Source organism: Cupriavidus sp. H19C3, assembly GCF_049393815.1.
Lineage (GTDB): Bacteria > Pseudomonadota > Gammaproteobacteria > Burkholderiales > Burkholderiaceae > Cupriavidus.
Map to the genome: position 1 here is coordinate 556,925 of NZ_CP184986.1, position 22,397 is coordinate 579,321.

General features: G+C 65.6%; 25 protein-coding genes. 4 read left to right on the plus strand and 21 right to left on the minus strand.

Annotation, left to right across the window (positions count from 1 at the left end; genetic code table 11):
• Nucleotides 1–4: 4 nt before the first annotated feature.
• The 3 genes from DFLDMN_RS22020 to DFLDMN_RS22030 all read right to left on the minus strand — a co-directional run bounded on the left by DFLDMN_RS22020 (nucleotide 5) and on the right by DFLDMN_RS22030 (nucleotide 2,906).
• Complete coding sequence (locus DFLDMN_RS22020) at nucleotides 5–595, minus strand: cbb3-type cytochrome c oxidase subunit II (protein ID WP_423199992.1); 591 nt, start codon at nucleotides 593–595, stop codon at nucleotides 5–7.
• Nucleotides 585–2,222: a cbb3-type cytochrome c oxidase subunit I gene (locus DFLDMN_RS22025; protein ID WP_423199993.1), complete on the minus strand. Its 1,638-nt coding sequence runs from the start codon at nucleotides 2,220–2,222 to the stop codon at nucleotides 585–587. The genes DFLDMN_RS22020 and DFLDMN_RS22025 overlap by 11 nt, the downstream gene beginning before the upstream one ends.
• 87 nt (nucleotides 2,223–2,309) lie before the next feature.
• Nucleotides 2,310–2,906 (minus strand): cytochrome P460 family protein, encoded by a 597-nt coding sequence (locus DFLDMN_RS22030; protein WP_423199994.1) that lies wholly within the window; start codon nucleotides 2,904–2,906, stop codon nucleotides 2,310–2,312.
• A gap of 184 nt (nucleotides 2,907–3,090) precedes the next feature.
• Here DFLDMN_RS22030 and DFLDMN_RS22035 point away from each other — a divergent pair, with 184 nt between their 5' ends.
• Complete coding sequence (locus tag DFLDMN_RS22035) at nucleotides 3,091–3,603, plus strand: hypothetical protein (protein ID WP_423199995.1); 513 nt, start codon at nucleotides 3,091–3,093, stop codon at nucleotides 3,601–3,603.
• Between the two features lie 17 nt (nucleotides 3,604–3,620).
• On the opposite strand, the gene DFLDMN_RS22040 is transcribed toward DFLDMN_RS22035, so the two are convergent.
• From DFLDMN_RS22040 to DFLDMN_RS22100, 13 genes are all read right to left on the minus strand, one after another.
• A complete protein-coding gene (locus tag DFLDMN_RS22040; protein ID WP_423199996.1) occupies nucleotides 3,621–4,577 on the minus strand; it encodes a cupin domain-containing protein in 957 nt (318 codons plus the stop codon).
• A gap of 25 nt (nucleotides 4,578–4,602) precedes the next feature.
• Nucleotides 4,603–5,052 carry a GNAT family N-acetyltransferase gene (locus tag DFLDMN_RS22045; protein ID WP_423199997.1) on the minus strand — a complete coding sequence of 150 codons (450 nt, stop codon included), beginning with the start codon at nucleotides 5,050–5,052 and terminating at the stop codon, nucleotides 4,603–4,605.
• Between the two features lie 48 nt (nucleotides 5,053–5,100).
• The gene (locus tag DFLDMN_RS22050) at nucleotides 5,101–6,444 is read right to left on the minus strand and encodes a cupin domain-containing protein (protein WP_423199998.1); all 1,344 of its coding nucleotides are present in this window, start codon (nucleotides 6,442–6,444) and stop codon (nucleotides 5,101–5,103) included.
• A 111-nt stretch (nucleotides 6,445–6,555) separates the two neighbouring features.
• The gene (gene ccmI / locus DFLDMN_RS22055; protein WP_423199999.1) at nucleotides 6,556–7,188 is read right to left on the minus strand and encodes a c-type cytochrome biogenesis protein CcmI; all 633 of its coding nucleotides are present in this window, start codon (nucleotides 7,186–7,188) and stop codon (nucleotides 6,556–6,558) included.
• Nucleotides 7,185–7,646: a cytochrome c-type biogenesis protein gene (locus tag DFLDMN_RS22060; RefSeq protein WP_423200536.1), complete on the minus strand. Its 462-nt coding sequence runs from the start codon at nucleotides 7,644–7,646 to the stop codon at nucleotides 7,185–7,187. Before DFLDMN_RS22060 ends, ccmI begins: the two co-directional genes overlap by 4 nt.
• A gap of 35 nt (nucleotides 7,647–7,681) precedes the next feature.
• The gene (locus DFLDMN_RS22065; protein WP_423200001.1) at nucleotides 7,682–8,221 is read right to left on the minus strand and encodes a DsbE family thiol:disulfide interchange protein; all 540 of its coding nucleotides are present in this window, start codon (nucleotides 8,219–8,221) and stop codon (nucleotides 7,682–7,684) included.
• On the minus strand, nucleotides 8,218–10,188 hold the full coding sequence (locus DFLDMN_RS22070; protein WP_423200002.1) for a heme lyase CcmF/NrfE family subunit: 1,971 nt from the start codon (nucleotides 10,186–10,188) through the stop codon (nucleotides 8,218–8,220). The genes DFLDMN_RS22065 and DFLDMN_RS22070 overlap by 4 nt, the downstream gene beginning before the upstream one ends.
• Entirely contained in the window at nucleotides 10,185–10,652 is a 468-nt protein-coding gene (ccmE, locus tag DFLDMN_RS22075) for a cytochrome c maturation protein CcmE (RefSeq protein WP_423200003.1), read from the minus strand. The genes DFLDMN_RS22070 and ccmE overlap by 4 nt, the downstream gene beginning before the upstream one ends.
• Complete coding sequence (gene ccmD / locus DFLDMN_RS22080) at nucleotides 10,649–10,864, minus strand: heme exporter protein CcmD (protein WP_423200005.1); 216 nt, start codon at nucleotides 10,862–10,864, stop codon at nucleotides 10,649–10,651. The genes ccmE and ccmD overlap by 4 nt, the downstream gene beginning before the upstream one ends.
• Nucleotides 10,861–11,616 (minus strand): heme ABC transporter permease, encoded by a 756-nt coding sequence (locus DFLDMN_RS22085; RefSeq protein WP_423200006.1) that lies wholly within the window; start codon nucleotides 11,614–11,616, stop codon nucleotides 10,861–10,863. Before DFLDMN_RS22085 ends, ccmD begins: the two co-directional genes overlap by 4 nt.
• A gap of 50 nt (nucleotides 11,617–11,666) precedes the next feature.
• Nucleotides 11,667–12,332, minus strand: coding sequence for a heme exporter protein CcmB (gene ccmB / locus DFLDMN_RS22090; protein WP_423200007.1), 666 nt, complete (start codon nucleotides 12,330–12,332; stop codon nucleotides 11,667–11,669).
• 2 nt (nucleotides 12,333–12,334) lie between these two features.
• Entirely contained in the window at nucleotides 12,335–12,961 is a 627-nt protein-coding gene (ccmA, locus tag DFLDMN_RS22095; RefSeq protein WP_423200008.1) for a cytochrome c biogenesis heme-transporting ATPase CcmA, read from the minus strand.
• A 31-nt stretch (nucleotides 12,962–12,992) separates the two neighbouring features.
• Nucleotides 12,993–13,571 (minus strand): cytochrome P460 family protein, encoded by a 579-nt coding sequence (locus DFLDMN_RS22100; RefSeq protein ID WP_423200009.1) that lies wholly within the window; start codon nucleotides 13,569–13,571, stop codon nucleotides 12,993–12,995.
• Nucleotides 13,572–13,688: 117 nt separating this feature from the next.
• Between DFLDMN_RS22100 and DFLDMN_RS22105 the strand changes: the two genes are divergently transcribed.
• Nucleotides 13,689–14,678 carry an AraC family transcriptional regulator gene (locus DFLDMN_RS22105; protein WP_423200010.1) on the plus strand — a complete coding sequence of 330 codons (990 nt, stop codon included), beginning with the start codon at nucleotides 13,689–13,691 and terminating at the stop codon, nucleotides 14,676–14,678.
• A 14-nt stretch (nucleotides 14,679–14,692) separates the two neighbouring features.
• Here DFLDMN_RS22105 and DFLDMN_RS22110 read toward each other — a convergent pair whose 3' ends face one another.
• The 5 genes from DFLDMN_RS22110 to DFLDMN_RS22130 all read right to left on the minus strand — a co-directional run bounded on the left by DFLDMN_RS22110 (nucleotide 14,693) and on the right by DFLDMN_RS22130 (nucleotide 20,077).
• Nucleotides 14,693–15,706, minus strand: a complete 1,014-nt coding sequence (locus tag DFLDMN_RS22110) for a hypothetical protein (RefSeq protein ID WP_423200011.1) — start codon at nucleotides 15,704–15,706, stop codon at nucleotides 14,693–14,695.
• Between the two features lie 92 nt (nucleotides 15,707–15,798).
• Nucleotides 15,799–16,755, minus strand: a complete 957-nt coding sequence (copD, locus tag DFLDMN_RS22115; RefSeq protein ID WP_423200012.1) for a copper homeostasis membrane protein CopD — start codon at nucleotides 16,753–16,755, stop codon at nucleotides 15,799–15,801.
• Nucleotides 16,756–16,759: 4 nt separating this feature from the next.
• Nucleotides 16,760–17,146, minus strand: coding sequence for a copper homeostasis periplasmic binding protein CopC (copC, locus tag DFLDMN_RS22120; RefSeq protein ID WP_423200013.1), 387 nt, complete (start codon nucleotides 17,144–17,146; stop codon nucleotides 16,760–16,762).
• Nucleotides 17,147–17,186: 40 nt separating this feature from the next.
• The gene (locus DFLDMN_RS22125; RefSeq protein ID WP_423200014.1) at nucleotides 17,187–18,233 is read right to left on the minus strand and encodes a copper resistance protein B; all 1,047 of its coding nucleotides are present in this window, start codon (nucleotides 18,231–18,233) and stop codon (nucleotides 17,187–17,189) included.
• Entirely contained in the window at nucleotides 18,233–20,077 is a 1,845-nt protein-coding gene (locus DFLDMN_RS22130) for a copper resistance system multicopper oxidase (RefSeq protein ID WP_423200015.1), read from the minus strand. Before DFLDMN_RS22130 ends, DFLDMN_RS22125 begins: the two co-directional genes overlap by 1 nt.
• Before the next feature lie 211 nt (nucleotides 20,078–20,288).
• Here DFLDMN_RS22130 and DFLDMN_RS22135 point away from each other — a divergent pair, with 211 nt between their 5' ends.
• Complete coding sequence (locus DFLDMN_RS22135) at nucleotides 20,289–20,975, plus strand: heavy metal response regulator transcription factor (protein ID WP_423200016.1); 687 nt, start codon at nucleotides 20,289–20,291, stop codon at nucleotides 20,973–20,975.
• Nucleotides 20,975–22,381, plus strand: coding sequence for a heavy metal sensor histidine kinase (locus DFLDMN_RS22140; RefSeq protein ID WP_423200537.1), 1,407 nt, complete (start codon nucleotides 20,975–20,977; stop codon nucleotides 22,379–22,381). The genes DFLDMN_RS22135 and DFLDMN_RS22140 overlap by 1 nt, the downstream gene beginning before the upstream one ends.
• Nucleotides 22,382–22,397 lie beyond the last annotated feature (16 nt).

Consider the following 22,397-nt stretch of genomic DNA (forward strand, 5'->3'; position numbering starts at 1 on the left):
CATCTCAAGGGGTCGCCGGCGCCGGCAGCACGGGGTAGGTGTGGTCGAGTCCCCGCAGATACGTCACGAGATCGAGCGCGTCCTGCGTGGCGACCACCACCTTGCCGGGCGGCGCGTAGCCCGACGGCAGTTTCACCACGACATCGCCCGCATTGGCGGTGTCCATGATCCGGAACAGAAACGGATAGCCGGGCATGATGGAATCGGGCGCATATGCGCGTGGCTGGTAGAGGTGGCCGAGATGCCAGTCCTGGCTGGATTGCCGCGCCCCGATGTTGAACAGATCGGGGCCGGTACGCATGGTGCCGAGCAGGTGGGGGCGGTCGTACACATAATCGGCGGGAACCGACGGACGTCCCCAGCCGCGCGCATAGTCCGGGCCGAGCGAGCGATCGCGCGGCTGCTGGCTATGGCAATACACGCACCCGTTGGCGACATAGACTTCCCGTCCGCGCAATTGCTGATCCGTGTAGGGCTTGAGCGCCTGTGGAGCACGGATGTCGCTGACCTGCATATACGGCATGACCACCAGTGCGCCGGTGGCAACGGCAAGCGCAACCATCGCGCCCGCTGCCAGCTTGATCTCATTTTCCATCGGCGGCCCCGCGTGGTTGCCAGAAGAGGGCGGCGCTGTGGCGACGGCTTCCCAACCGCAGCGCCATGGCGAAGAAATGGCCCACGAATATCAGGTGGCCGGCGGTGATCAGGGTCCCACCGACGCTGCGCGACTTGAGCCACGGGATGGTCACCACGATCGAGTCGTTGAAGCTGCGGCTCGCGTCCAGCATCGCCACGCCTTGCAGCCAGCCGCCGATGGACAGGCCGACGACATAGACCAGAATACCAATGCCGACCAGCCAGAAATGTGCCTGGATCAGCCAGGGGTAGGGCCATTCCCATGCCAGTACGCGCGGCATCATGAAGTAGATGGCGCCGAACATGACCATGGAGACAAAGGCGTACATGCCGAGGTGCGCGTGCGCGACGGTGAAGTGCGTGAAGTGGGTGACGGCGTTGATGCCGCGCAGCGCCTCCAGCGTGCCCTCCAGCGACGACGCCAGGTACATCAGCCCGCCGAACATCATGAACCGCAGCGTGGGCGAGTAGATGGCAAGGTGCATCTGCCCGCGCAGGGTGCGCTTCATGTTGATGGCAAAGGCGGCCACCGGGATGATCATCATGATGCTTTGCGCGATGGACAATGTGGTGAGCCAGCCCGGTATGGGGCCGCCGATGAGATGGTGCCCGCCAACCTGTCCGTAGAAGAACGCGAGGGTCCAGAAGCCCAGCAGCGACAGGTTGTACGACACCACCGGCCGGCCGATGATCTTGGGCAGGAAGTAGTAAATGGCACCGACGCTGACCGGCGTGAACCACAAGCCCAGGGCGTTATGACCGTACCACCAGTTGGTGGTTGCCTGCTGCACGCCGGTATGGACGCCGGGCAGGTTGGCCACGCCGAACAGCACGGCGATCCACAGCAGGGCGGCAATCATGTACCAGACGCTCACATACAGATGTTCGACGCGTCGATTGACCAGCGTGAACAGGGCGGTCACGATCACCAGCGCCAGCCCGGCGAAAATGAAGATATCGATCTGCCATGGAATCTCGAGAAACTCCATGCCGTCGGTCCAGCCGGCGGCGATCGCGCCGACGCCGGCGGCAACGCCGGCATTGAGCAAGGCGCCGCCGAGCATGGCCCATACCGCGCCGCACAGGCGCACGCGCAGCAGACGTGGCAATACCCACAAGACCACGCCGAGCGCGGCATTGGTCGACCATCCATAGATTACGGCGGTCAGGTGCACCGTGCGCAAGCGACCGAACCCTAGCCACGCCGCCTCGGTGAGCCAGTCAGGAGCATGAAGTTTGATGGACGAGATCAGGCCCGCCAGCGATCCCACCAGCAGCCAGACGCAGGCGAAGGCCACGAACAGGAAGACCGGGAAGGCGCTGGAGCGGTCGGCCTCGATATGCGCATCGACCTCGGTCGCGTGCGATGCGGAGGCCGCACCGTAGGCTGCTTCCTGCATGGTCTGCCGGGCGCGCGGGTTCAGCACGGGGTCGTCGACGGTTCCGGATTCTCCCGGCGCGAATACGACGGACGCGGCAGCGGCGTCTTGCACCAGCAGCCCCTTGCGCAAGGACCAGATAAAGACAAACAAGCCGATGAGCGAGAGCAGGAAGGCACCCAGCAGGCTCAGTATTGCGCTATCCATCGTGCCTCCATGCGTCATGTATCGCAGTGTCGGACGCGTGACCGGTTCACCCGGATCATGGGCGACCGGTCACGCGCGTTGACGACTTCAGTTGTCGAGCAGCGGATAGAACTGCGTCCAGACGTCGTCTTTCTTGGCGCTTGCACGATGGCAGAACGCGCATTCCTCATTGGGCTTGACCTTCGCGGTCGCCGCCTTGGGCTCGTGGTGATTGAAGTTGAAGTAGCCCCAGCCACCGGTGGCGGCGAAGCGCTTGGAGTCCTTCACCGTCACGTCGGCGCCGTTCCACTTGCCGGGGAAATAGCCACGGCCCGATGCCTCGGTGCGCGATCCATCCGGATTCTGCCCGGGCAGTACCAGTTGCAGTTCCTTGAAGAAGATGGTGCCTTCGGGGAACTTGCCGGTCTTCTTGTAGATTTCGTACGAGCCCGGTTCGATGTAGACATTGTGAAACTCGGGGAAGTTGGCCTTGCCGCCATTGAGCGCATTGGGCGTGAGCGGCGAGCCCACGTACACCCATTCATGGAAGTTCTTGGGCAGGATCAGATCGCCCGACTCCGTGTATTCCGGCAGATAGCGCTGCCTTGCCTGTCCACTGTTGTCAGCGGCGGGCGATTTGGCGAACGCGGCGGTCGCGACGAGCGCGCTGCATAGCGCGGTGGACAGCAATAAAGGGATACGCATTTTTCACCTCCTACTTTTCCATGATGGGTGGGATTTGATGTTAGCTTCGGCGGTGTACTGCGAGGTCCGGAATCGGTTCCGATTCGTCCAAATGTTCGGGTGGCTTCTTCATGCGGTTCGTCGCGACGTCATAATCGTTCGCATATTGCGTCGGTATGGGATCCGGGAACCAATCGAGATGGCGATGAACGACGATATCAAGGCGCTGCTGCAGTTATTGAGCGGCGGCATGCTCAAGGACATGGCGCTCGATGCGACCGTGGCGCAGGTGATGGCCATGTACGAGAACATCGATGGCGAGCAGGACTGGCTCGACGGCATCGGCTGTCGGGGTGGCGTGCCGTCGCTGCGGTTGATGTACGGCATCTTTCTGGCCCTGTCGCGGCAGAACTGTATCGCGACGTTCGGGCGCTGGCAGGACGCGCACGGCAAGCTTTGCCTGCGGTTTGGAGACCTGTTTCCGCCGGTGCCCGCATGGGTGACTTTCCTGCACGAATATCTGTCGTGGGCGGAGACGGCATGCCATCGCCGCGGATACGAATTGCTCGAATATCCGGAAGGCCTGACCGACGACCTGCACGTGGTGGTGGTCGAGCGCGCGCTGTTACCGCGGCTGGCCGAACTCGGCGACCGCTTCGACATCGTGTTCCGTCCCGCATTCGATAGCCAGTTGGTACCAATCCGCCGCGCTCGCTAGGGCGTGGCGCCCGCCGGCTATTGGCGCTCGCGTGCGAGCCGGCGCCATTGCGCCGGTGTTATCCCCATCGTATGGGCAAACGCACGACGAAAGGCCGGCACGGAAAGATATCCGACCGATCGCGCCACCGCCCCGGTGGTGAGGTCGGGCCTGGTCAGCGCATTGGCGGCCACGCTCATGCGGATATCCGTCAGCAGATCCAGGGCCGGGCGATCCAGCCTGGCCTGGAAATCACGTATCAGCGTGGCGCGCGTAATGCCGCAGAGCGCGGCCAGATCATGCAGGTTCCAGGGGTGCGCCGGCCGGGCGAACATGGCCGCGACTGCCGGTGCAAGCCGTGGATGGCCGGCAAGCGCGAGCAGCCCTGTCTCGGCTCGTGCGGACTTGGTCGCCGCGCGCAAGACCAGCGTGAATAACGCCGTGCTCAGTGCATTGAGCATCTCGCAAGCGCCGGGCTGGTCCGCGGCGGTCTCCACGCGCATGAGCGCCACCAGGTCCGCCAGCGGATTGGTAGCGGGTGTGGCGCCGGCATCGGCGCAACTGCCCAAGGCGCCGACCACCAGCGTGGACGGGAAGTAATCGCGAATCAACCTGTCGTGGGGGGCCTGGATAAAGAACCTGCCGCACAGCAGATCCATCTGTTCGCCGGGGCCGGCATTCTCGCTCAGCAGCCATCCCGCCGCGCCGCGCCGATGCGAGGTGCGCGCCGGGGCCTGGCCGCTGCCGTCGTGCAGCACGTGAGGAGAGCCATGCGGGAACAGCACGATGTCGCCCGCGGCCAGTTCCCGGGACATCCCTGTCCCCGGCTCTTCGATCATGGCGCGGCCCTTCAGCACCACGTGGTAGGGGATCTGGCGCGCGGCCGCCTGTGGCCATTCCGTGCGCCATGGCGCCGCGTACACACAGCGCACCTCGATCTGCCCGGTGACGGTGATGATCTGCAGCAGATGACTCAGCCAGTCTATCTCGGACATGGAACCCTCCGGCCTGGCCGCCGTGTCAGGCCAGTCGCTTGCGATATTGAACAAAGGGCGCGCGCGTGGCGATACGGTCATAGAGCTGCATCGCACCGTGGTTGGACTCGTGCGTGGTCCAGTACACGCGGCACGCGCCGCTGCGTTCGGCTTCGGCGTACACATGCTCGATCAGCGCGCGCCCGACGCCGCTGCCGCGCGCATCGTCGGCAACGAACAGGTCCTGCAAATAGCAGTAGTCCCCGATGGTCCAGGCCGAGCGGTGGTAGATCGAATGCACCAGTCCCACCGCGCGTCCCGCCATCGTCGCCAGCGCCGCATGCATCGGCTCGGCCGGGTCCAGAAAGCGTCCCCAACTGGCCAGCGTGACCCGCTCGTCGATCTCCACTTCATAGAAGTGCAGGTAGCCTAGCCACAATGCATGCCAGGCATCGAAGTCGTGGACCTGGACAGTCCGGATCTGGATCAATGACATCGGCCGCTCCCAAGGGTCAGGTGATGATCACAGCCTTCCGTGGCTGGCTCATGATGTTTCCTTCCAAGGCGCGACCGCGCTTCCGGTCGCATTGACCGGTGTCACCCCGGAGGCGGCGCGTGGCGCGTCGTCCGCGGCGCCGGCATTGGCATCGGCACCGGTGGACTGGAGATTCGCTTCGGCCAGCGAGAACGTGCGACGAAACCGACTCGGTTCCATGCCGTGGAGCTGGTGAAAGGCGAGCGAGAAGTTGGTCCGACTCGAGAATCCAACCCGCTCGGCGATATCGCGCACGGTAAGCGTGGTCGTGATCAGAAGCTCGCTGGCACGCCGCAATCGCACCAGCTTGACGAGATTCATCGGCGAATGACCAAAGGCGCTGCGGAATGCCGCGGCAAAGGCCGACCGGCTCATGCCGGCCATCAGTGCAAGGCTGTCTACCGTGTACGTGGCGGCGGGCTCTTCGAAGATGGCGACCAGCGCGCGGCACAGCCTCGTGTCGGCCATGGCGGCGAGCCACGGCAATGGCGACGGATCCCGCTCGATCCAGCGGCGCAACGCCAGGACCAGGCATTGCTTGAGCAATGCCTCCGTCAGTGCGCGTGAACCCATGCCAGGTTTTGCGGTTTCGGACAACAGCCGCACGAACTGGCCCTGCAAGCCGTCTGTATCGTCGAAGTGGACCACCAGGGCGCGTTCGAGCGAGGTAAAGAGATCCGACCCGTCGACCAGACCGGCGCGCAGTTCACCGCAAGCGGTCTCCAGCCCCGGCCTGCCTTCGCCCGCAATCAGCCTCGGCACGGACTCCTGCGAGGGAACGCCACGCACGCGCGCGCGGTGCTCCAGACGCACTGGCTTCGACGACGCCGTTTCGAGCCGATAGGGCACGCCAGGCGGCAACAGCACGAAACTATGCCGCTGAAGGCGAATGGGCGGGGAGCCGGAAACCACCAGTGCACCCGCGCCCGCGAGGCAGTAATGCAGGCTCGCCGTCTTGCAGGTGTCGAAGTGAACCCCCCAGCCACTGCGGATGTCGCAGACGGAGAAATGGGTCACGCCGATATCCAGCACGGCGAGCAGGTGATCGAGAATGCCGTGCGAGGATGAGGAAGATTCGAACATTGGCGGGGTCGATTCGCGTCGCGCGCCGGTCGCGCTGCCGCGCGGCGCACGGCTTGCTAATGTGCGGTGGGCTGCTGCCTGACGGGAGTGGTAAGTTTCTTGTCGTCGCCCGCGCCGTGCGCGGCCGCGACGGCGCTGGTGGAGACCAGCGCTGCCACACCGAGGGTTCTCAACATCAGACGCATGCTCATGGTCGATACCTCCATTGTGGAGCTCGAATTCTGTACCGCGGCCGGTAGAACTTGAAGAGCCAAGAATGACCGTCGTCATGTGTACTAAGGTCCCGGCGCGGCGCCAGCGCGGTCCCGGCGCGGTATGGCACGGTATGGCGCGATGACCCCCCATCGGCGCGTCGGCCCGCGCCGGTCGTTCCCGATGGGCTTATCTTGCAGCGGCGGCGGAAGCGGGCGCACGGGCGCGCGCGATATTGTCTGCCACTGGCAGTCCCGCCAGCGTGCTGGCGCGCGCCGATGCGCGCGCGGCGTCGGCTTCGCGACCTTGCTTGCGATAGGCACGAGCCAGCAGGGACCAGCCTTCCGCGGAATCCGGTGTTTCGGCCAGCAGCGCTTCGAGTCGTGTCGCGACATCGGCGATATCGACCTCGACCCGCTCGGGCGGCGCGTGCGCGAACGACTGGCGTGCCAGCATGACCTGGTCCAGGGCGCCCCAATGTTGGTACAACGTCAGCGCCAGCAGCGGCATCGACAGCGTCACGACCAGCGGGATCCGACGGGGAAGGGCGGCTGTTGGCCCGGTGGCGGCGTGCCCGGTGGCCGGCGCGTCGGCCAGCAACTGACGGGTCAGCTCGGCGCACTCTGCCTCGAACTGGATCGCATCGAGCCTGCCAGTATCGCGTTCCGCCGTCAGTTCGTTCAACCGCTCGTGATAGATCCCCACGTTGAGGTGATGGGGCACCGCCTCGGCGGCGGCACGGTCGCGCCGGAGCAGCGGCCACAGGACGAAAGCCACGGCAGCCGCGCATAGCAATGTCGCATACAGCCAGAACAGGGTCATGGTTCGTGCCTGATGGAGGGTTCCACGCCGCGCAGAATGCCGGCGAGCCGATGCCGCTCCTGGTCCGAAAGTCCGTGTTCCACAGTCGGACGCGAGCCCCGCCGGCGCCGCACGATAAGCGCGATGGCCCCTCCGCCCGCCAGCAACAGCGCGAGCGGGCCGAACCATAGCAGCGCCGTGCCCCACGTCAGCGCCGGGTCGTATCGCACGAAGTCGCCGTAGCGTGCGACCAGGAAGTCGACGATCTGCTGGTTGCTGTAGCCAGCTTCCAGCATGCGATAGATCTCCCCGCGCAGATCGCGGGCGATTGGCGCCGTCGATTCCGCCAGGCTCTGGTTCTGGCATTTGGGGCAACGCAGGGTCGAGGTGAGCGTCTCGTAGCGCTGACGCTCGCCGGCGTTGGCAAATTCGCGCGCATCGATGGCGGTTCGGCCCTGGCTGGCCAGTCCGACGGCCATGGCCAAGGCGATCAGAAGGCGGACGAGCGTGTGCTTCACGGCGTGGCCTCCTGGCGCAGCGCATGGTAGGTCGGACCCAGCTCCTCGCGCCAGGCTCGCGCGTCGATCGGACCGATGAACTTCTGCCGGATGACACCACGCGCATCGACCAGATAGGTTTCAGGCGCGCCGTATACGCCGAGGTCGAGCCCCAGCGTGCCCGACGCATCCTCGATGGTCAGCCGGTAGGGATTGCGCAGGGTGCGCAGCCACGCCTGCGCCGCGTTGCGATCATCCTTGTAGTTGACGCCGTAGATCACCACACCCTGGTCGGCCAGCCGGGTCAGCATCGCATGCTCCTGGCGGCACGATGGGCACCAGGTCGCCCATACATTGACCAGCGCCGGCTGACCCGTAAGGTCCTGGCGCGTCAGTATGCGCGACGGCTGCTCCAACGCGGGCAGCGAGAAGCCGGGAAAATGCTTGCCGATCAGCGCAGACGGCAGGCGGGTCGGATCCAGGAACAGGCCGCGATACAGCACGATCGCGACGAGCACGAACAGCGCCAGCGGCACCAGCAATAGCAGGCGTCTCATGGACGCGCTCCGCCGAGGCCCATTGCCGTCGAGCGTAGTGCCGCCTGGCGGCGATATCGACGGTCTGCCGCCGCCAGCCCGCCGCCCAGCGCCATCATCAGCGCGCCCAACCAGATCCAGCGCACAAACGGCTTGACCTGTACCCGCAGCGCCCACGCGCCGCCGGCAAGCGGCTCGCCCAACGCCACGAACAGGTCGCGCGTGAACCCGCCCTGGATACCCGCTTCGGTCATGGTGGCCTGCTGGACCCGATAAGTACGTTTCTCCGGATGCAGTACGGCCACCGGCCGACCCTCGCGCGTGACGCGTACGCGGCCGCGCTCGCTCACGTAGTTGGGGCCTTGCACGCGTGCCGTGCCGAGGAAGACGAATCGGTAGCCGGCCAGTTCGGCACCGTCGCCCGGCGCCATTCGCACCTCTCGCTCCACACTGCCGGTGCTGGTCAGCACCACACCCAGCGCGCATACGGCAAAGCCGAGGTGAGCCAGCTGCATGCCCCAATAGCTGCGCCCCAACGCCGGCAGACCGGCCAGCAGCCCTTGGTGGCGCGTCTTGTCGACGAGATCGCGCAGCCCGGCCAACACGATCCAGGCAGCCAGCAGATAGCCCGCCGCCAGCGTCCATCGCGAGCGGTCATGGAGGGCTAGCGCCGCCACCGCGACCAGCAGGCCGCCCGCCACGACCGGAGCCAGCATGCGGGCCAGCCAGCGTACCGGCGTGCCTTTCCAGCGCGTGAGCATGCCAATGGCGGCGGTGATCATCAACAGGGCCATCAGCGGCACGAACATGGCATTGAAGTAGGGCGGGCCGACCGACAGCTTTGCCCCCGTCAGGGCATCGAGGATCAACGGGTAGAGCGTGCCCAGCAGGATCATGGCCGCCGACACCGACAGCAACAGGTTGTTCACCAGCAGCAGCGTCTCGCGCGACCAGACCCCGAAGCTGGCATGGCTCCTGACCATCGGCACGCGCAGCGCGAACAATGCCAGCGAACCGCCCACCACCGCCAGCAGGAAGGCCAGTACGAACACCCCGCGCGCGGGATCGGTGGCAAACGCGTGCACCGAGGTGAGCACGCCCGAACGGACCAGGAATGTGCCCAGCAGGCTCAGCGAGAACGCGGCGATGGCCAGCAGCACGGTCCAGCCCTTGAATACTCCGCGCTTCTCGGTCGCGGCCAGCGAATGGATCAGCGCCGCGCCGACCAGCCACGGCATGAACGAAGCATTCTCGACCGGATCCCAGAACCACCAGCTGCCCCAGCCGAGTTCCGCATACGCCCACCATGAGCCCAGCGCGATGCCGACCCCGAGGAACGACCAGGCGGCGGTAGTCCATGGCCGCGACCAGCGTGCCCACGCCGCGTCGAGCCTGCCGTCGAGCAGCGCCGCAATGGCAAACGCGAATGCCACGGAAAAGCCGACGTAGCCCATGTAGAGGATGGGCGGGTGAACGATCAGGCCAACGTCCTGCAGCAGCGGATTGAGGTCGCGCCCATCCATGGGCACATTCGGCAACAGGCGGGAGAACGGGTTGGAGGCACCGATCAGGAACAGCAGGAAGCCGGCGCTGATGGCGCCCATCACGGCAATGACGCGAGCTTGCATCGCCATCGGCAGTTGACCGCCGCGCAGCGACACCGCGCAGGTCCAGCCGCCGAGTATCAGGACCCACAACAGCAGCGACCCCTCGTGCGAGCCCCAGATGGCGCTGAACTTGTAGTACCAGGGCAGCGTGCTGTTGGCGTTCAGCGCGACGTATGCCACGGAAAAATCGTCGCTCAGGAATGCCCAGGCCAGGCAGGCGAACGAGAACGCCAGGAAGGTGAACTGGCCCCATGCCACCGGCCCCGCCAGGGCCATCCAGCGCCGGTCGCCGCGCCAGGCGCCGACGAGGGGAACGCTGGCCTGAACCAGGGCAAGGCATAGTGCCAGGATCAACGCCAGCAGTCCGAGTTCCGGAATCATCGCGCGGCCTCCTGCTGGCCCGGCGCGCGACGGCCGGCGCGGCCGGCCTGGCGTAGCGCATGCATGGCTTCGGGGGGCATGTACTTCTCGTCGTGCTTGGCCAGCACCTCGTCGGCCTGCAGCATGCCGTTCTCATCCAGCCGTCCGAGCGCGACGATGCCCTGTCCTTCGCGAAACAGGTCCGGCAGGATGCCCCGATAGCGCACCACGATGCTGCGGACGCCGTCGGTCACGTTGAAGCGCAGCGCGAGCGAGTCCCCGGTGCGCGCGAGCGAGCCCGCTTCGACCAGCCCTCCGGCGCGGATGCGGGCACCATGCGGTGCCTCGCCGGCGACGATCTGGCTCGGGGTATAGAAGAGGTTGATGTTCTCCCGCAGGGCGGCCAGCGCCAATGCCGCGACGGCGCCGGCGCAGCCCACCATGGCCAGGATCCAGTACATGCGTGTCTTGCGCGCCGGGGTCATGGCAACCCCCGGCGATGCTGACCACGCCGGCGGTGCACCACGTCGCGCAGATAGCGGCGGCGCGCCAGCACGGGCACCACGGCGTTGCATGCCAGCAGGAGCAGGCACGCCCCATACGCGCTCCACACGTAGGCACCGTGGCCGCCCATCTCGACCCAGTCGTCAAACGATGCGAACGCGGCAAACGAAGCAAGCCAGGCAAACGTGGTCATGAGCGGTCTCCGGTCAGGCGCGCGAGCTCCGCTTGCACCCAGCGGCTGCCGGCTTCGCGCCGCAGCAGTTCCAGGCGCATGCGCGCAAACAGTACCGCCGCGAAGAAACAGTAGAAGCCCAGCGCGGCGAACACCAGCGGCAGCCACATCTGCGCGGGCATGGCGGCCCTGTGCGTGAGCGAGAAAGTGGCCGGCTGGTGCAAGGTGTTCCACCACTCGACCGAGTACTTGATGATCGGGATGTTGACCACGCCCACCAGGGCCAGCACCGCGCAACCGCGCGCCGCGCTGTCGCGCTGCCTCAGTGCCTGACCCAGTGCGATGATCCCAAGGTAGAGAAACAGCAGGACCAGCATGGAAGTCAGTCGTGCATCCCATACCCAGTAGGCGCCCCAGGTCGGCTTGCCCCATACCGCGCCGGTGAGCAGGGCAATGACGGTCATCCACGCGCCGACCGGAGCGGCCTGCCGCAGGGTGACATCGGCAAGCTTGACCTTCCAGATCAGGCCAATCGCGCCAGCCACCGCCAGCATGACGTAGATCGATTGCGCCAGCAGCGCCGCCGGCACGTGGATGTAGATGATGCGAAAGCTGTCGCCCTGCTGATAGTCCGGCGGAGCGAATGCCAGTCCCCATGTCAGTCCGATGATGAGCAGCAGGCCGCTGGCGACCGTCAGCCACGGCAGGCAGGTCCCGCTCATGTCGTAGAACCATTTGGGCGAACTCCATTTATGCAACCAGTTCCATTTCATTCGAGTCGCTCCTGATCAATCGGCGCCGCCGATGCGTGGGGAATGGCGCGTCATTCGGCGATGCCGAGCAAGAGTCCGGCGGCGATCGCGAACGGCGCCAGTGCAACGGCCAGCATGGCGAGACAGCCAAGCCAGAGCAGGTAGCCCGTCACGGGCAGCGCCTGCATGGCTGCCTGCAAGGCACCGCTGCCGAGAATCAGCACCGGGATATACAGTGGCAGGCACAACAGGGCGAGCAATAGCCCGCCATGCCGCAAGCCCACCGTGAGTGCCGCGCCGATCGCGCCGACCAGGCTCAGCACCGGGGTGCCCAGCAGCAGGGACAGCATCAGCGCGGGGATGCAATGTGCCGGCAGGCCCAGCATCAGCGCGAGGCAGGGGGCCAGCACCACCAGCGCCAGCCCGCTGCACGCCCAATGCGCCGATACCTTGGCGAGCACGAGCACGGCGGGCGTATGCGATGACAGCATCCATTGTTCCAGCGACCCATCCTCGAAGTCCGTGCGAAACAGACCATCCAGCGAGAGCAGCACGGCAAGCAGCGCGGCGATCCACAGCAGGCCCGGTGCCGCCTCCCGCAGCAGCCGGGACTGCGGCCCCAGCGCAAGCGGAAACAGCGCCACGACGACCGCAAAGAACACCAGCGGATTGGCGACCTCCCCGGGGCGGCGGCATAGCAGACGTAGCTCACTGCGCAATAACGGGACAAACACCATGCTCACACTCCGTACTGCGCCAGATCGAGGTCCGCATAGATTGGCGCGCGGCAGCCCAGCTCATGATGGGTGGTAAAGACGACCGTGCCGCCGCCTGCGCAGTGCGCCGCCATGCGCGCTTCGAGCCGCGCCGCGCCCACGGTATCCAGCGCCGTGAACGGTTCATCGAGGAGCCACAGCGCGGGCGGATCGGGTAGAAACAGTCGCGCCAACGCGACGCGCCGTTGCTGTCCCGCGGATAGCGTGTGACAGGGCGTATCCTCGAAGCCTCGCAAGCCCATCGCCGCCAATGCCTGCGGGATGGCCGCGCAATCGGCGCGCGCGTGCAGTGCGCCCAGCCATGCGAGGTTCTCCGCGGCGCTCAAGAGGCCCTTGATGCCGGTGGCATGGCCGATCCACAGCAAGCGGGACGCCAGCGTACCGCGCTGCGCGGCCAGCGGTTGACCGCCCACTTCGACATGGCCGGCGGCCGGCTGCGCCAGGCCACAGAGCAGGCGCAGCAGGCTGCTTTTCCCGCAACCATTCGGACCGCGGACGCGCAGCATGTGGCCCGCGCACAGCCGGAAGCTCACCCCCTCGAACAACTGGCGCTGGTCTCGTTCGCAGCCGACCGACACGGCCTCGATCACGGGAGAGGACGTCTGCATGCGCTGTCGTCTGCTAGCGGCGCAGCGGTGGGTAGCCGTCGATGTAGATCCAGTCCGACGCCTGTGCCGGTACGTGGCACGACTGACAGTCCTTCGTATAGTCGGTCGAGGTGGTCTTGCCCGGGGTTGCCGCATCGAACCAGGCCCAGCCCCAGCCCTTGCCCCATAGCTTGTTGTCGGGGAAGCGACCGAGGTCATCCTTCACCATGACAAACCATCCGGCCAGCGTGCCGGCGCTGCTGACCGTTCCCGTCGTCATGGGCTTGGTGGTGGCCTTGAACACTTCCTTCACCAGCACGGTGCCGTCGGGAAAGCGTCCGGCTTTCCGGTAGGCCGCAATCGTCCCCGGCGAGGCATAGACGGTGTGCATCTCCTTCGAGCCCGCACCGCTGTCCGCGGCAACGGCCCAGGTGCCAAGCATCTGGAAGGTGGTGCGATACGCGGCGGGCACGTGCATATTGCCCTTGCCATCGACGATGGCCGCGGCGGCTCCGTCGTACTGCGTGCGCGCTTTGGTCTGCGCGTCAGCAGGGATGGCGACCATCATCATCGCGCCGGTCAGCGCAACGCTCAATGCCCCGATGATTGTCATGGCACTGCCTCCTCCTGTGGGTAAATCGGTAACGTGCATTGATGAATTCGGCGTCAATCGTAGCGTTCCACTCGTACGTCGGGGTCTCGAAAGTGTTCTGAATCGTCCAAATATCCGATGGACTCCCACGCCGCGCAAGTTGACGCCATAATCGCCGGCATGTTCGAAACGTCCTTATCTGCGCACGTGATCCTCGATCATTTGCTGGCTGTACTTGATATCGGAGTAAGCCATTTCACGGTTTGCGACATACGTATCGGTTGGGGAATGCGTTTCGATTCTTGCGATACGGCAAACCTGCATTACTGCCTCGCGGGCACGGGCGTGCTCACTGTGCGTGGCGCGTCCCCGGTTCAGCTTGAACCGCACAGCTTTGTCCTCGTACCTCCGGGAATCACATACTGTATTGAGAGCTGCTCCACGGTACCGGTGCACATGGAGCGCGCGTCTTGCCCGGGCAGCGCGCCGGCACAGGATGCCGTAAGAACGCTGACGGCTGGCCAGGGTCAGCGCGCCGTGGAAACGGCATGCGGTGCATTGCGCGTCGGATTGGCGGACGGTTCGGATCCGTTCGTCACGCTGGGTCGACCGCTGGTGGTGCGCTTTCGTGGCACGGATGGGCTGCGTGACCAGTTCTCGATGTTGCTGGCCGAGTCGGCCCAGCCGGGTGTGGGCTCGCGCGTTCTGACCGAGGCACTGCTCAAGCAGTGCCTCGTCCTGGCGCTGCGGCGCTGGATCGAGTGTGACCCCATGCCACTGCCGTGGCTGGCCGCAATGTCGGATGTCAGGCTGAACCGCGCGCTGCGCGCGATCTTCGAGCAACCCGCCGTCGCGCATACTGTCGACAGTCTCGCCGTGACCGCCGGCATGAGCCGCTCCGCCTTCGCCTACGCGTTCCAGCGCGCTTTCGGCCAGCCGCCGATGAGCCTGGTCAAGCTGGTGCGGTTGCGGCGGGCCAAGGAGCTATTGAGCACGACGGCCCTGCCGGTGGCAGAGATCGCCAAGCGCGTGGGGTATTCGAGCCGAAGCAATTTCTCGCTGGCGTTTGCCCAGGTTCATGGCGTGGACCCGAGCCGGTATCGCCGTTCGCAGGGGTTGGGCGGCTAGGCGAGGTCCGGCGGTCAGAATCGATATCCGACCCCGGCCAGAAACACATCGGTGTCGCGGTCATAGCCGGTCACCGTCCTGTTCCATGACACGCGCCCGAGCCAGTGCGAGCTGATGCGATAGCTCGCCGATATGGTCAGCAGGCCCGACCAGCGCGATGGATCTCCGGACGCAGTGCGGCCGCGTTCGCTGAGATCGATCGCGTAGTACGGCCCGGCGCCGAGCCCCAGCGTGAATGCATCGCGAAAGAATGCCCGTTCCAGCCAAAGTTGCGCGGCAACCCCGTTGCGCCGCAATGCAGAGCTCTTGCCTTCGTTGATGTAGCTGATGGTGCCCGCTGCATAGCGGGCCAGCCCGCGGCGATACTCGACCGCCCTGGCGAACGATGACTCCGAGTCGAACGTATTGACGATGGTCTGGCCGACAAAGGCCGTGATCTCGTTCTGCGTGACCTTGTCGGTGCGCGTCGGCGGCGGGACCACCGGACCGCCGCGGTCCGCACGGTCTAGCTGGTAGCCCACGCCGACCAACAGGGTATTGGTCTTGATGCTCGTGGGCGTCTGCGCGCGGTTGTAGCGGGCTTGCAGCATCCAGGGGCCGCCGTTGATGTACCAGGTGGCCGCGACGCTCGCCAGCACGCCCCAGCCATGGTGGTTGTCGGAGCTGCCATTGTCGTCGCGGTCGGTCGTATCGAAGTATCGATAGGGGCCAGCGCCGAGGGCCAGGTTGAAGTTGCGGCCCGCCAGCGGATAGCGCCACCATAGCTGGATGCTGTGGCCGTCCCGATGATGATTCGGTACATGCCCTTCGTTCAGATACGAGAACGAGGCATACCAGTTTTCGGCAAGGTTGTGCTGGTAGCTGTAGGTATAGCCGTAGCTGGTTTCTCCCCCCGTGTCCGTGCGTTGCAAGCCGCCCAGTACAAGCGCTTCCTGCGCGCGTACCGGTGCGGTCCATGCTGCCGCGCTCAGCAGCAGGGCAGGGATGCACAGACGTCGCCGCGATGCGGTGGAAAGTGGGGAGGACATGGCAAGGCCCACGGCCAGGATCAGGGATGAACCATGCTAGCAGCGCAGGTCGGCGCCAGGTTGGCCGCTATGTACGAACGGTAACGGATGGTTTATCGGCTGCTGGCAGCAGGGGCGTTGGCTTGCGCGTCCGGCGACGCGACTCCGAGGACCGCCACCGTCATGAGCACCGCGGTTGCCGTCGCCATCTCGCACAGCAAGCTTCTGCGCAGGGCCCGGCTCGCGTCCTGCGTGTTGCCGGTCTGTACCGCGGCGACGAGCTTCGGCGTCAGGCGATACCGGTTGGTCGCCGCCATGCCAAGCATGAGCGCGAACAGGGTGAGCTTGACAAGTAGCAGCTTGCCGTACGGCGTCGCCATGGCGGATATCGAGGGCATGCCGGCGATAAACCAGTAGTTGGCGCCGCCGGTTACGACCAGCGTCGCCACCATCATGGTCCCGGGCGTGGCAAAGCGCTCCGCGGTGCGGGCCAGCACACGTAGTTGCGCCGTCTCGCGCCGCGCCGCGTTGCCAAGCAGGACGAAGGCGGCCAGTGCCCCGACCCATGCGCCTGCCGCGAGCAGATGCGCGATGTCGACCAGCAGATGGCTCGCATGCCGAACGCCGTCGTCGTCCATCGCGCCGTGGCCGGCCCAGGCCAGCGTGGACAATGCCAGCGCCCCCACCAGGGCCAGCAGGGGAAACCGGAGCATGGATCGTCCCGGCGGCGTGAGCGCGATCAGGACGCCGACGAGCAACGCCGCCTGCCGCGCGCTCCACGCGGCACCGAAGCCGGTGCCGGTCACCATTGCCTCGAGTATCCCGGCGTCCAGGTCCGCGTAGCTGGACGCGCCGCTCATGGCCTTGGCCATCGCGACCATGCCGAGCATCGACAGCAGCACGCCGGTCACGCCTGCCACCATCGTCCACCGAAGGTACTGGCGCGCGAGCGAAGACGTCCGTTCCGCGCCGTGCAACGCATACCACCCGAACAGTGGCAGGCCAAACACCAGCATCAGGTCAAGGTAGAGCGCAAAGCGCACCACGACGATCGGCCATTCCACCTGCATCCGCTCACTTCACCTTGAAGTTGACGGCGCCGGTGACGGGATGCGTATCCGACGATACGGCGCGCCAGTCCACGCGATAGGATCCCGGTACGAGGGGCGTCTTTGGCGTAATGACCATGGTCCTGGGGTCGTCGCTGCCCGAGATGGTGGCGGGGATCTTCATGGGGGGGTGGTCGCTCATCCCCGGCATGCCGGTCATCACGAGATTGGCGCCCGAGAACTGTTTGACCAGGTTCTCGGAAAACTGGAGTTCGATCTTCTGCGGCGGGGGACCTTCCGCGTCCGCGGCGGGCGAGGTACTGACGAGCTTGGGGTGTGCCAGCACGGTAGCGCTGACAAGCAGGGCCGCTACGGCAAACAGCGGCCTGGCCGCCGAGGTCGACGATGTCATGACGATTCCTTTCCTTCCTTGCAACATGGTGATGTGAGAATCAGAACCAGAGCCGCACGCCGGCGACAAAGCGGGTCTCGCCGCTGCGGCCGCCGGAGGCGCGCACCATGTCCGCCGTATTGCCGAACGTCTGGTAGCGCTCGACCCCGATGTACGGGGCGAACTGCCGGCTGAATTCATAGCGCAACCGGATCCCGATCGCGCCGTTGGAAAGACCGCTTCCCGTGCCGGTGGCGGGGTCGTTCTTGCCATACAGATTGGCCTCGAGGCGCGGCTGCAGGATGAGCCGCTGTGTGATCAGCAACTCGTATTCCGCGGACAGCCGCAGCGCGGTACGGCCCTCGGTACCGACGTACCCGGTGGCATCCACCTCGAACCAGTACGGCGCCAGGCCTTGCACGCCGAAGGCGACCCAGTTGCGTCCCGGCCGCCCATGGCCGGCGTCGTTACGGAACCCGAGCTGCGTGTCCCAGTAGGTACCAATGGCATGGCTCCACAGCAGCTCGGTGCGCGCGTCATGGAACTTGCCGCGCTCGGCTTCGCCCTCGGCCTTGATCACCAGCTTGTTGTAGGTACCGCCAAACCAGGCTTGCGCGTCGTAGGCCACGGCATTGCTGTCGCTGCCGTGGGTCCACTCGAGCCGGTCGACCAGCACCGATGCAAACAGGTGCTCGTCCGCCATATGCAGCTGCCGATGCTGGCCGAGGGCATATTTGCCCACGCCGAGCTGGTATCCGCCCGAATAGGCATCCGGATCGCGCGCATCGGGTGGCGCGCTGCCGCCCTGCATTTTCATGTCGCCATGGTCCATCGGCGCCGGCGTTTGCGGTGGCGTTTGCGGTGGCGTTTGCGGTGGCGGGGCGGCGCCGTCCATGGTCTGGATCGCCCCGCCGTCCATGCTCTGCATGTCGCCGCCATCCATGGTCGACATGGTGTTGCCGTCCATGGCCTCCATCGACGTCGACGGGGCATGCTCGCCGTGGGAATGCTGCGCCCACGCCGGCGCCATCGTGGAAGCCGCGATCAGTGCCGCCAGGCATGTGGCGTTGGACAGGCCAGCGCGATTAATCAGCGGAAGCGTACGCATCAGGCCACCACCACTTCACGGAACATGCCCGCATCCATATGCATCATGAGGTGGCAATGCCATGCCCAGCGGCCCAGTGCGTCGGCCGTGACAAGAAAGCTGATGCGTTGCGCCGGCTGTACGGGGATGGTGTGCCGCCGCGCCTGGAAAGCGCCGTCGGGCGCTTCGAGCTCGCTCCACATGCCATGCAGATGCATCGGGTGCGTCATCATCGTATCGTTGTGCAGGATCACGCGCAGCCGCTCGCCATACTTGAAGAACACGGGTGTCGACTTGCCGAATTCCACGCCATCGAACGACCAGGTGTAGCGCTCCATGTTGCCGGTCAGGTGCAGTTCCACTTCGCGCCCCGGTCCGCGCGCGTCCATGGCGCCCCCAATGGTGTGCTGGTCCGCCAGCGTCAGGACGCGCCGACCGTTGTTGCGCAGGCCAATTCCGGGATCGTCGAGATTGGTGCGGGCCATGTCGACGCGCATGTCGGTACTGGCGCCGTACTCGGTCCTGGCATGCCTGGCCCTGGTGCTCGGCACCTTGAGCGGATCCGCGGCGGCCATGCCCGGCATGCCGGCCATGTTGTGCTGGCTGTGATCCATCGTCATGCCACCGTGCTGCCCATGGTCCATCTGCATGGCACTGTGGTTCATCGCGCCGTGGCCCATTGCTGCATGGTCCATGCTGCCCATCATGTCGGCCATGGTCAGCCATTCGGCCCGGTCCAGCGCCGGTACGGCTGACTCGAGGCCTTCCTTCATGGCGAGCGTGCCGCGCGCATAGCCGGTGCGGTCCATCGACTGCGCGAAGATCGTGTGGGCATCGTCCACCGGCTCCACCAGTACGTCGCACGTCTCGCCGGGGCCGAAGCGAAATTCGTCGACCGTGACCGGGTCGATGTTTTGTCCGTCGACCTGCACGACCTTGAGCTTGAGGCCGGGAATGCGCACGTCGTAGAACGTATTGCCGGCGCCGTTGACAAAGCGCAGCCGCACCGTTTCGCCGGGCCGGAACAGCCCGGTCCAGTTGCCAGCCGGCGTGACGCCGTTCATGAGGTAGGTGAGGGTCGCGCTCGACAGGTCGGCCAGGTCGGTCGGGCTCATCCGCATCTGGTTCCACATCTTCCGCTTGTCCAGCGCGGCCTTGATGCCGTCGTGCGAAACATCACGGAAGAAGTCCAGAACGGTGGGCTGGTGGTAGTTGTAGTAATCGCTCTGGACCTTGAGCTTGGAGAGTACCCGCATGGGATCCTCGTCCGTCCAGTCGGACAGCAGCACGGCGTAGTCGCGGTCGGCGCGAACCGGATCGTGGTCGTCGTGGATGATCAGGCTTCCATAGACCCCCGTCATTTCCTGGAATCCCGAGTGGGAGTGGTACCAGTAGCTGCCGGCCTGCTCGACCTTGAATCGATACGTAAACGTTTCGCCCGGCGCAATGCCGGGAAAACTGATGCCTGGCACGCCATCCATCTGGAATGGCAGGATGATGCCGTGCCAGTGGATCGAAGTCGGCTCGCGCAAGCGGTTGGTCACGCGGATGGTGACCGTATCGCCCTTCCTCCAGTGCAGGGTGGGGCCGGGGAGCGTCCCGTTGATGGTCTGTGCAACACCCGGCTTGCCGGTGAAGTTGACCGCGGCGTCTTCCACCACGAGGTCGAATTCGGTGCCATGCAGGGCCGGTGCGGTGCCGCTGCCCGCGCGCGGCGGGGTGGCGTCCGGCTGCGACCAGGCCCCGCCCGGCAATCCGCCCAGGGCTCCGAGCACGCCACCGGCCGCCAATCCCTGGACGAACCGGCGCCTGGAGATGCCAGGCGGCTTGGGCAGGATAAAACCCGCCGAAGGCTTCGAACGCATGCAGTGATTCCTCTCATACTGTCTGTGGCGCCCGGGAATGGCGCGGCGAGCACAGGTTAGAGGGCCCGGACTAACCTCGGAATGACCCGAAAATTACATTCCTGTAAGGTTGGCGTCATGTTCGGGCGTGCCCGTAAACTGACGGGCGGTGCGGCGGCGGGCGGCACTGGCCGGGTCTGGCGGGCCTGGGGCAGGTTTCACGGGAGAAGCGATGAAGTTGCTGGTGGTCGAGGATGAAGCGAAGACCGGGGAGTATCTGAGGCTCGGTCTCTCGGAGGCCGGTTTTGTGGTGGACCTCGTGCGCAATGGCCTGGACGGCCTGCATATGGCGTCGACGGGGCAATACGATCTGTTGATCCTCGATGTCATGCTGCCTGACCTGGACGGCTGGCGGGTCTTGCAGCGCCTGCGTGCTGCCGATAATCCCGTGCCGGTCCTCTTCCTCACGGCGCGCGACGGCGTGGCCGATCGGGTGAAGGGGCTGGAACTCGGCGCCGATGACTATCTGGTCAAGCCGTTCGCCTTTGCCGAGCTGCTCGCGCGGGTCAGGACGCTGCTGCGGCGCAGCGCGGGAAGCCAGCCGGTCGACCGCATCCAGGTCGGCGACCTGGTGCTGGACCTGGCGCGCCGGCGCGCCACGCGGGCCGGCCGCCGGATCGTGCTCACCAGCAAGGAGTTTGCGCTGCTGGAACTGCTGGCCAGACGCCGGGGCGAGGTGCTGCCCCGCTCGCTGATCGCGTCGCAGATCTGGGACATGAATTTCGATAGCGACAGCAATGTGATCGACGTCGCCATCCGCCGCCTGCGCGCCAAGATTGACGACGAGTTCGAGACCAAGCTGATCCAGACCGTGCGTGGCATGGGCTATGTGCTCGAAGAACCCGAGGACGAGGCGTGATGCGCAGAGACTGGCGCAGATACTCGCGCAGGTATTCACTCACGACGCGCCTGACGGCATTGTTCTCGCTGTCTTCGACGTGCGTGCTGCTGGGGCTTGGCCTGCTGATCGACACGACCATGAGCCGTCATTTTGCCGACGAGGACTACACCATGCTGCGTGACAACATGCATCTGGTGGAACGCACCATCGCGCTCGGTCCGGCCACGACATTGCCTGGCCGCCTGACTGAGGCATACCAGCATCATGCCGGACTGCTGGTGTACGTGCGGGATGCCCAGGGCCAGGCGCACTATGTTTCGCCCGGGTTCGATACCGCGCTCGCGCTCGCTGCGATGAAGCGGCAGCACGATGACCGGGGCGACTACTTCCACTGGGAAGCTGCTGGCAAGGAATACCGCGCCCTGCGCGCCACCATGGACGCGCAGGGCGGGCATCCGGTGGAAGTGATTCTCGCCATGGACACCGAGATCCACGAGAATTTCATGCGCGTGTTCCGCAGGTCGTTGGTCTTCTATATTGCGCTGGCGGCACTGGCCAGCGGTGTCTTCGGCTGGTGGGCGGCACGGCGCGGCCTGTTGCCGCTGCGGACCATGGCATCGCGCGCGCAGGCCGTCACGGCCGACAGGTTGTCCGAAAGAATGCCGGTCGAGGCCGTGCCGGTGGAAATGGCGGATCTGGCTTCCGACCTGAACGCCATGCTCGACCGTTTGCAGGACGATTTTCGTCGACTCTCGGATTTCTCGACCGATCTCGCGCATGACCTGCGCACGCCTTTGACGAACCTGATGACCCAGACGCAGGTCGCGCTCTCGCAACCCCGCGACGCGGTCAAGTATCGCGAGATCCTGGCGTCGAATGCCGAGGAGCTGCAACGGCTCGCGCGCATGGTTTCCGACATGCTTTACCTGGCCAAGATGGAGCATGGGCTCGATCTGCCGAACAAGGAAGTCGTCTCGGTCGACAGCGAGGTATCCGCGCTGTTCGACTTCTATGAGGCATTGGCCGAAGACCATGGCGTCGCACTCGAATGGCAGGGGCATGGCACGATCGAGGGCGATCGCCTCATGCTCCGCCGTGCGCTAAGCAACCTGCTGTCCAATGCGTTGCGCCACACGCCGGTTCACGGCAAGGTCGTGGTGGTGACGAAGGCCGGCAAGGACAACGTGAGCATCAGTGTCGAGAACGACGGCGAGGAGATCCCGCCCGAGCTGCACGCATCGCTGTTCGACCGGTTCTTTCGGGGTGACAAGTCGCGCGTGCGACCGGAATCCGACAGCAGCGGCCTCGGGCTGCCGATCACGCGCGCCATCATGGCAGCCCACGGCGGCGATATCTCCGTGAGCTCGGCCAATGGCAAGACGCGCTTTACAATGGTTTTTCCGCGACGCGCCCACGAGGCCTGACGCGTGTCGGCAAGCG